A 7,892-nucleotide genomic window follows, 5' to 3' on the forward strand; every position below is an offset into this window, starting at 1 on the left:
GGCCATGCCTCAGGTGAAGCAGCGCATCGCCGAGATGGGCGGCTACACCATGCCGCTCAGCCCCGCGCAGTTCGGTGCCTTCGTGCGCGCCGAGATCGACAAGTGGGGTACCGTGGTCCGTCAGGCCGGCATCAAGCCGGAATGAGTGACCCGGTCGCATCCCGCCGGCAGCTTGTGCTGTCGTTCGCCGGCGCGCTCGGGCTTGCCGGCATCGCCGTTCCGGCCGCGTCGCCTGCATCAGCCCGCGCCGCGTGCCCGCCGCTCCTGCAGCACAGCCTGCGCCGCCTGCAGGACGAGCAGCCGCTGCCTCTGTGCCCCCATGCCGGCAAGGTGCTGCTGGTGGTCAACACCGCCAGCTACTGCGGATTCACCGGGCAGTTCGAGGGCCTCGAGGCGCTCAACGCCCGCTACGCCGGCCGAGGTCTGGTGGTGATCGGCGTGCCCTCCAACGACTTCCGCCAGGAGGACACCGACGCGCGCAAGACCGCAGCGGTGTGCTTCAACACCTACGGCGTGAAATTCCCCATGGCCACCGAGACCCGGGTGCGCGGCGAGCAGGCCCACCCGCTCTTTGCCGAACTGGCGCGCGTCACCGGCCAGCCGCCAGCCTGGAACTTCAACAAGTACCTGGTGGGCCGTGACGGTCGCGCGATCGCGCATTTCGGCAGCGGCGTGGCGCCCAGCAACCCCAGGCTGGTGAGCGCAATCGAGTCGGCGCTGGCCGCGCGCTGAGGGCGGGTTGCGGACTCGGAACTGTGGGTTGGTCGGGGTGAGAGGATTCGAACCTCCGGCCTCTACGTCCCGAACGTAGCGCTCTACCAGGCTAAGCTACACCCCGAGGGCCGCGCCGGTTGACACCGACGGGCAGTCCATTCGACCTGCGGCTGGCGCCGCGAGCCCTTGCCCGATGCGCGCCGGCGGCCAGAGTCGGGAGAGCCAGGCCGGCGTTTCAGCGATCTCGCTGAATCGAGTAAGCAGAGAAGTATAGCAGAGCCTGCTTGAACTCGGAAGCCGGCAGGCAGTCGATGGCAGCGCTGGCGGCTTGCGCCTCGTCGCGGGCACGGGCACGGGCATAGTCGAGCGCGCCGGTGCGGCCGATGGCCGTCATGATGGCCTCGAAGTGCTCGGTGTGGCCGTTGGTGATCGCCTCGCGGACCAGGTCGCGCTCGGCCGGGGTGCCGGTGGCCATCACATGGATGAGCGGCAGGGTGGGCTTGCCCTCGCGCAGGTCGTCGCCGACATTCTTGCCGATGTCGCTGGTGACGCCGGAGTAGTCGAGCACATCGTCGATGAGCTGGAAGGCCGTGCCCAGGCGCCGGCCGTACTCGGCGGCGCCGGCCTCGATGTCGGCCGGTGCGCCGGCCAGGATGGCGCCGAGCTGCGCTGACGCCTCGAAGAGCTTGGCGGTCTTGTAGCGGATGACGGTGAGGTAGCGCTGCTCGTCGACATCGGGGTCGTTGCAGTTGATGAGCTGCAGCACCTCGCCCTCGGCGATGACATTGGTGGCGTCGGAGAGCACCCGCATCACCCGCATGTCGTCGGCCTCGACCATCATCTGGAAGGCCCGCGAGTAGAGGAAGTCGCCCACCAGCACGCTGGCGGCGTTGCCGAAGGCGGCGTTGGCGGTCTGGCGCCCGCGGCGCAGCGAAGACTCGTCGACCACATCGTCATGCAGCAGCGTGGCCGTGTGGATGAACTCGACCACCGCGGCCAGCAGGTGGCGGTGGCTGCTGGTGCTGCCCAGCGCCCGGGCCACCAGCAGCAGCAGCGCCGGGCGCATGCGCTTGCCGCCCGCGGCGATGATGTACTCGGCCACGGTGTTGATCAGCACCACCTCGGACGCAAGGCGCGAGCGGATGACGCGGTCGACCTCGCCGAGGTCGGCCGCCAGCGCCGGGAACATCTCGAGCGGTTTCATGGGCGCCCGCATTATAGGGCGGGCGCCCGGAACTTGCCCTGCGCCCGTGGCAATGCCATAATCTTTGGTTCAGTCAACCCACCCTCATCGAGGTTTTCCATGTACGCGGTCATAAAAACCGGCGGCAAGCAGTACAAGGTTGCAGCCGGCGACAAGATCAAGATAGAACAGATGCCGGCGGACATCGGAACCGAAATCACCCTGGATCAGGTCCTGGCAGTGGGCAGCGGCGAGAACATCGTCGTGGGCGCGCCGCTGGTGGCCGGGGCCACGGTTTCGGTCACGGTGCTCTCCCAGGGTCGTCACGACAAGGTGATGATCTTCAAGATGCGCCGTCGCAAGCACTACCGCAAACAGCAGGGCCATCGGCAGAACTACACCGAGGTTCTGGTCAGCCGGATCGCCTCGGCGCTGGGCGAGTCGCTCGCGCCCGCGGCCGTCTAAGGAGAAGCCACCATGGCACAGAAGAAAGGCGGCGGCTCCACGCGCAACGGCCGTGATTCCCAGCCCAAGATGCTCGGGGTCAAGGCCTACGGCGGTCAGACGGTCTCGGCCGGTTCCATCATCGTGCGCCAGCGCGGCACCCGGTTCCACCCGGGCGTGAATGTCGGCGTGGGCAAGGACTTCACCCTGTTCGCGCTGATCGACGGCTCGGTGAAGTTCGCGGTCAAGGGCCCGCTCGGGCGCCATACCGTGAGCATTCTGCCGCTGCCCGAGGCCGCCCAGGCCCAGTAAGGCCGGGCAGGTCTCGCCACCAGCCCCGCCTCGCGGGGCTTTTTTGTTGGCTGCCGCGGCGGCAGGCGGGGGATCCATGAAGTTCATCGACGAAGCGCACATCGAGGTCACCGCTGGCGACGGCGGCACCGGCATCGTGTCGTTCCGGCGCGAGAAGTTCATCCCCCGCGGCGGCCCCGACGGCGGCGATGGCGGCCGCGGCGGCAGCGTCTACGCGCTGGCCGACCGCAACATCAACACCCTGGTCGACTTCCGCTACGCCCGCAAGCATGTGGCGCGCGGCGGCGAGCGCGGGCGCGGCTCCGACCAGTACGGCAAGGCCGCCGAGGACATCACCCTGCGCATGCCGGTGGGCACCATGGTCTACGACGAGGACAGCGGCGAGCTGCTCTTCGACCTTGCCGTGCACGGCCAGCGCGAGCTGCTCGCGCGCGCCGGCGAGGGCGGCCTGGGCAACATCCATTTCAAGTCGAGCACCAATCGCGCGCCGCGCCAGTTCACCCCGGGCGGGGAGGGCGAGCATCGCCGGCTGCGGCTCGAGCTCAAGGTGCTGGCCGATGTCGGTCTGCTCGGGCTGCCCAATGCCGGCAAGTCCACGCTGATCGCAGCGGTCAGCAACGCGCGGCCCAAGATCGCCGACTATCCGTTCACCACCTTGCATCCCAATCTCGGGGTGGTCCGGGTCGGCCCCGAGAAGAGCTTCGTGCTGGCCGACATTCCCGGCCTGATCGAGGGTGCCGCCGAGGGTGCCGGGCTGGGGCACCAGTTTCTGCGTCATCTGCAGCGCACCGGCCTGCTGCTGCATCTGGTCGACCTGATGCCCTTCGATCCCGAGGCCGATCCGGCCCGCGACGCCCGGGCGATCATCAAGGAGCTGCGCAAGTACGACCCGGCGCTCGCCGACAAGCCGCGCTGGCTGGTGCTCAGCAAGATCGACACCATCGCGCCCGAAGAGCGCCAGGCCCGCATCGACGACTTCGTGCGGCGTTTCCGCGGCCGCGGCCGTTCGGCGCTGCCGGTGTCGCGGGTGTTCGCGGTCTCGGGCCTCACCCGCGAGGGCTGCGAGGAGCTGATGCGCGAAGTCCACGCCTGGCTGGAGGCGCGCCGCGAGCCCGAGCCCGCCGAGCGCGATCCGCGCTTCGACGCGCCCGTGGCCCCGACGGCGGACTCGGCTGCGCCGGTCTCGTCGGCCACGGAGCCGTCGCCATGAGCACCGGCTCGCCGGACAGCGATGCCCTGTCCGCCGGCGCCGCGCAGGCGGCGCGCGCCGTGGTGGCCGATGCCCAGCGGGTGGTGGTCAAGGTCGGTTCCAGCCTGGTCACCAACGACGGCAAGGGTCTCGATGCCGGCGCGATCGCGCAGTGGGGCCGGCAGATCGCCGCGCTGCGCGCTGCCGGCAAGCAGGTGGCCATGGTGTCTTCGGGCGCGATCGCCGAAGGCATGAAGCGCCTGGGCTGGGCGCGCCGTCCGCGCGAGATCCATGAGCTGCAGGCCGCAGCAGCGGTGGGCCAGATGGGCATGGCTCAGGTCTACGAGAGCTGCTTTCGCGACTCGGGGCTGGCCACCGCGCTGGTGTTGCTCACCCATGAAGACCTGGCCGACCGGCGCCGCTACCTCAATGCCCGCTCCACGCTGCTCACCCTGCTGCGGCTGGGTGTGGTGCCGATCATCAACGAGAACGACACCGTGGTCACCGACGAGATCAAGGTCGGCGACAACGACACCCTGGCCTCGCTGGTCACCAACCTCATCGATGGCGATGCCCTGGTCATCCTCACCGACCAGGCCGGCCTGTACACCGCCGATCCGCGCCGCGACCCTTCCGCCCGGCTGCTGCCGCAGGTCAGCGCCGGCGATCCCGCGCTCGAGGCCATGGCCGGCGGTGCCGGCAGCGCGATCGGCAAGGGCGGCATGATCACCAAGGTGCTGGCTGCCCGTCGTGCCGCCGGTAGCGGCGCACACACCGTGGTCGCCTCCGGACGCGAGCCCGGCGTGCTCGAGCGCCTGGCGCAGGGCGAGGCGATCGGCACCTGTTTCGTGGCGCTCACCCCGCGGCTTGCCTCGCGCAAGCAGTGGCTGGCCGATCACCTGCAGCTGCGCGGCGCGCTCATCCTCGATGCCGGTGCCGCGCATGCGCTCAGCCATGCCGGCAAGAGCCTGCTGCCCATCGGCGTGACCGAGGTGAGCGGCGAGTTCGAGCGCGGCGAGGTGGTGGCCTGTCGCGACCCGGAAGGCCGCGAGATTGCCCGTGGCCTGATCAACTACGCCAGCTCCGAGACCCGCCTGATCATGCGCCGGGCCTCATCGGAGATCGAGGCGATCCTGGGCTTCAGCGAAGAGCCCGAGCTGATCCACCGCGACAACCTGATCCTGCGCTGACACCGGCGCGCGTCGCGGCGCGCCCGCCGCGCCGTGGCGGTGCTGCCTACCCAGGGCGGTGCTGCCTACATCACCGCGCCGAGCTGCCAGGGCACGAATTCATCGTTGCCCATGCCCAGTGCCTCGCTGCGCGTGCCCTCGCCGCTGGCCACCCGCAGCATCAGCTCGAAGATCTCGCGGCCCTTGTCCTGCACGCTGACCGTGCCATCGACGATCTCGCCGCAGTTGATGTCCATGTCGTCGCTCATGCGTTCGTAGAGCGGCGTGTTGGTGGCGAGCTTGATCGACGGCGAGGGCTTGCAGCCGTAGACCGAGCCGCGGCCGGTGGTGAAGCAGATCAGCGTGGCGCCGCCCGCCACCTGGCCGGTGGCCGAGACCGGGTCGTAGCCAGGGGTGTCCATGAACACGAAGCCCTTGGCGGTGACTGCGTCGGCGTACTCGAACACATCGACCAGGTTGGTGGTGCCGCCCTTGGCGACCGCGCCCAGCGACTTCTCGAGGATGGTGGTGAGCCCGCCCGCCTTGTTGCCTGGCGAGGGGTTGTTGTCCATGCTCCCGGCGTTGCGCGCGGTGTAGTCCTCCCACCAGCGGATGCGGGCGATGAGCTTGTCGGCCACCGCCTGCGAGACCGCGCGGCGGGTGAGCAGGTGCTCGGCGCCGTAGATCTCGGGCGTTTCCGAGAGGATGACCGTGCCGCCGTGCGCCACCAGCAGGTCACAGGCCGCGCCCAGCGCCGGGTTGGCGGTGATGCCCGAGTAGCCATCGGAGCCGCCGCACTGCAGGCCCACGGTCAGGTGGCTGGCCGGCACCGGCTGGCGCCGCACCGCATTGGCTGCGGGCAGCATCGAGGCCACCGCGGCCACGCCGGCCTCGATGGTCTTGCGGCTGCCGCCGCTGGTCTGGATGACCAGGGGCCGCAGCAGGGCGCCTTCGTCCATCTGCTCGGCCTGGAAGAGCGCGTCCATCTGGTTGGCTTCGCAGCCCAGGCCGATGATCACCACGCCGGCGAAGTTGGCGTGCCGGCAGTAGCCGGCGATGGTCTTGCGCAGGATGTCGATGCCCTCGCCGGCGGAGTCCATGCCGCAGCCCGAGGCGTGGGTGATGGGCACCACGCCGTCGACATTCGGGAATTCGGCCAGCCGCTCGGGGGTGAAGTGCGCGGCCACCTGCCGCGACACCGAGGCCGAGCAGTTCACGGTGGACACCACGCCGATGTAGTTGCGGGTGGCCACCCGGCCGTCGGCCCGCACGATGCCCATGAAGCTGGCCGGCTGCGCCGGGGGCGTGACCGGCTTGAGATCGACACCCACCGCGTAGTCGCGCTCGAACATCTCGAACGCGAGGTTGTGGGTGTGCACATGATCACCGGGCGCGATGTCGCGGGTGGCAAAGCCGATGATCTGGTTGTAGCGGCGCACCGGGTTGCCTCGGGCCACCGCGCGCACCGCGAGCTTGTGGCCGGCCGGAATGGCCTGCGCGCAGGTGACGCTCTCGGCATCGATGCGCGAGCCCGCCGGCAGCGGCCTGGCCGCGATCACGACATCGTCGGCGGGGTTCAGGCGCAGGGTGGGGCGGCGGATCAGCGAGACCACATTCGACATGGCTTACCTTCATTGAGCAGCGCCGCCGGGCCCGCGACGCGGGTCCGTATACTAGCGCGCATGCCCCCGTCCCCGCACGCGGACGCGTCGGCGCGCCCCCCTGGCCGATCCGCCGCGTGGGCAGTGCTTCGTGGCCTGCTCCCTTTCCTCGCGCCCTACCGCTCACGCGTCGTCGCCGCCGGCCTCGCGCTGCTGGTGGCCGCTGCGGCCACGCTCACCGTGCCGGTGGCGTTTCGCCAGCTCATCGACATCGGCTTTGCCGTGCGCAGCCTGCAGGCCGAAGCGGCGCGCGGCGGCCATGTCGACATCTGGTTCCTGGCGCTCTTCGGGGTTGCGGTCGTGCTCGCGCTGGGCACCGCCACGCGGTTCTACTTCGTGTCCTGGCTGGGCGAGCGGGTCACCGCCGACCTGCGCGCCGCGGTCTATGCCAGCGTGCTGCGCCAGGACCCGGTGTTCTTCGAGACCCTGCGCAGTGGCGAGGTGCTCTCGCGCCTGAGCGCCGACACCACGCTCATCCAGACCCTGGTGGGCACCAGCGTGTCGATGGGCCTGCGCAACGCGGTGCTGTTCGCGGGCGGTCTGGTCATGCTGCTGGCCACCAGCGCCCGCCTCGCCGGCCTGATCGTGGTGCTGCTGGTGGTGGTGATCCTCCCCATCCTGTTCTTCGGCCGTCGGGTGCGGCGGCTCTCGCGGGCCAGCCAGGACCGCATCGCCGACAGCAGTGCGCTGGCCGGCGAGACCCTGTCGGCGATCCAGATCGTGCAGGCCTATGCCCGCGAGGCCTTCGAGGCGGCGCGCTTCCGGGCGGCGGCCGAGACCGCGTTCACGGCCGCGGTGCGCCGCACCCGGGCACGCGCCATCCTCACCGCGATGGCCATCGTGCTGGTGTTCGGCACCATCGTCTTCGTGCTCTGGCTGGGCGCGCAGGCGGTGCTGCAGGGGCGCATGAGCGCGGGCGAGCTCACCCAGTTCATCCTCTATGCCGGCATCGTCGCGGGCTCGGTGGGCGCGCTCTCGGAGGTGATGGGCGATGTGCAGCGGGCCGCCGGCGCGGCCGAACGGCTGCTCGAGCTGCTCGCGGCGCAGCCGCGCATCCGCGGGCCGCACGATGGCGCGGCCACGCCCGTGCCCGCCCGGGCGGGCGCCGCCCCGGCCGCGGCGCTCAGCTTCGATGCCGGCAGCTTCTGCAACCCCTCGCGCCCTGCCGAGCCCGCTCTCGCCGACCGGGATTTCCGCGTGGCACCGGGCCCGACCGTCGC

The 7,892-nt window shown here is 70.5% G+C and carries 8 protein-coding genes and 1 tRNA gene; 6 read left to right on the forward strand and 3 right to left on the reverse strand.

Annotation, left to right across the window (positions count from 1 at the left end):
* Positions 1 to 141: 141 nt before the first annotated feature.
* A complete protein-coding gene (locus tag AC2H6A_RS16045) occupies positions 142 to 732 on the forward strand; it encodes a glutathione peroxidase (protein WP_484274716.1) in 591 nt (196 codons plus the stop codon).
* Between the two features lie 29 nt (positions 733 to 761).
* Here the strand turns inward: AC2H6A_RS16045 and AC2H6A_RS16050 are convergent.
* Positions 762 to 838, reverse strand: a tRNA-Pro gene (locus tag AC2H6A_RS16050).
* A gap of 111 nt (positions 839 to 949) precedes the next feature.
* Positions 950 to 1,918: a polyprenyl synthetase family protein gene (locus AC2H6A_RS16055; RefSeq protein ID WP_484274717.1), complete on the reverse strand. Its 969-nt coding sequence runs from the start codon at positions 1,916 to 1,918 to the stop codon at positions 950 to 952.
* 99 nt (positions 1,919 to 2,017) lie between these two features.
* On the opposite strand from AC2H6A_RS16055, the gene rplU reads away from it, so the two are divergent.
* The 4 genes from rplU to proB all read left to right on the forward strand — a co-directional run bounded on the left by rplU (position 2,018) and on the right by proB (position 5,032).
* Positions 2,018 to 2,362, forward strand: a complete 345-nt coding sequence (rplU, locus tag AC2H6A_RS16060; RefSeq protein ID WP_484274718.1) for a 50S ribosomal protein L21 — start codon at positions 2,018 to 2,020, stop codon at positions 2,360 to 2,362.
* Positions 2,363 to 2,374: 12 nt separating this feature from the next.
* Positions 2,375 to 2,653: a 50S ribosomal protein L27 gene (gene rpmA, locus AC2H6A_RS16065; RefSeq protein ID WP_484274719.1), complete on the forward strand. Its 279-nt coding sequence runs from the start codon at positions 2,375 to 2,377 to the stop codon at positions 2,651 to 2,653.
* 76 nt (positions 2,654 to 2,729) lie between these two features.
* Positions 2,730 to 3,863 carry a GTPase ObgE gene (gene obgE, locus AC2H6A_RS16070; RefSeq protein ID WP_484274721.1) on the forward strand — a complete coding sequence of 378 codons (1,134 nt, stop codon included), beginning with the start codon at positions 2,730 to 2,732 and terminating at the stop codon, positions 3,861 to 3,863.
* Positions 3,860 to 5,032 carry a glutamate 5-kinase gene (gene proB / locus AC2H6A_RS16075; RefSeq protein ID WP_484274722.1) on the forward strand — a complete coding sequence of 391 codons (1,173 nt, stop codon included), beginning with the start codon at positions 3,860 to 3,862 and terminating at the stop codon, positions 5,030 to 5,032. The genes obgE and proB overlap by 4 nt, the downstream gene beginning before the upstream one ends.
* Before the next feature lie 65 nt (positions 5,033 to 5,097).
* Here the strand turns inward: proB and AC2H6A_RS16080 are convergent, their stop codons facing one another.
* A complete protein-coding gene (locus tag AC2H6A_RS16080; protein WP_484274723.1) occupies positions 5,098 to 6,633 on the reverse strand; it encodes a UxaA family hydrolase in 1,536 nt (511 codons plus the stop codon).
* 123 nt (positions 6,634 to 6,756) lie between these two features.
* On the opposite strand from AC2H6A_RS16080, the gene AC2H6A_RS16085 reads away from it, so the two are divergent.
* Positions 6,757 to 7,892, forward strand: a 1,136-nt coding sequence (locus tag AC2H6A_RS16085) for an ABC transporter transmembrane domain-containing protein (RefSeq protein ID WP_484274725.1), incomplete at its 3' end; no start/stop codon positions are given.

This window comes from Quisquiliibacterium sp. (genome assembly GCF_982640115.1).

Excerpts from the sequence above, each read along its gene's own strand:
- AC2H6A_RS16045 (WP_484274716.1), top strand. The coding sequence starts at position 142 with ATGAGTGACCCGGTCGCATCCCGCCGGCAGCTTGTGCTGTCGTTCGCC.
- AC2H6A_RS16055 (WP_484274717.1), bottom strand. The coding sequence starts at position 1,918 with ATGAAACCGCTCGAGATGTTCCCGGCGCTGGCGGCCGACCTCGGCGAG.
- rplU (WP_484274718.1), top strand. The coding sequence starts at position 2,018 with ATGTACGCGGTCATAAAAACCGGCGGCAAGCAGTACAAGGTTGCAGCC.
- rpmA (WP_484274719.1), top strand. The coding sequence starts at position 2,375 with ATGGCACAGAAGAAAGGCGGCGGCTCCACGCGCAACGGCCGTGATTCC.
- obgE (WP_484274721.1), top strand. The coding sequence starts at position 2,730 with ATGAAGTTCATCGACGAAGCGCACATCGAGGTCACCGCTGGCGACGGC.
- proB (WP_484274722.1), top strand. The coding sequence starts at position 3,860 with ATGAGCACCGGCTCGCCGGACAGCGATGCCCTGTCCGCCGGCGCCGCG.
- AC2H6A_RS16080 (WP_484274723.1), bottom strand. The coding sequence starts at position 6,633 with ATGTCGAATGTGGTCTCGCTGATCCGCCGCCCCACCCTGCGCCTGAAC.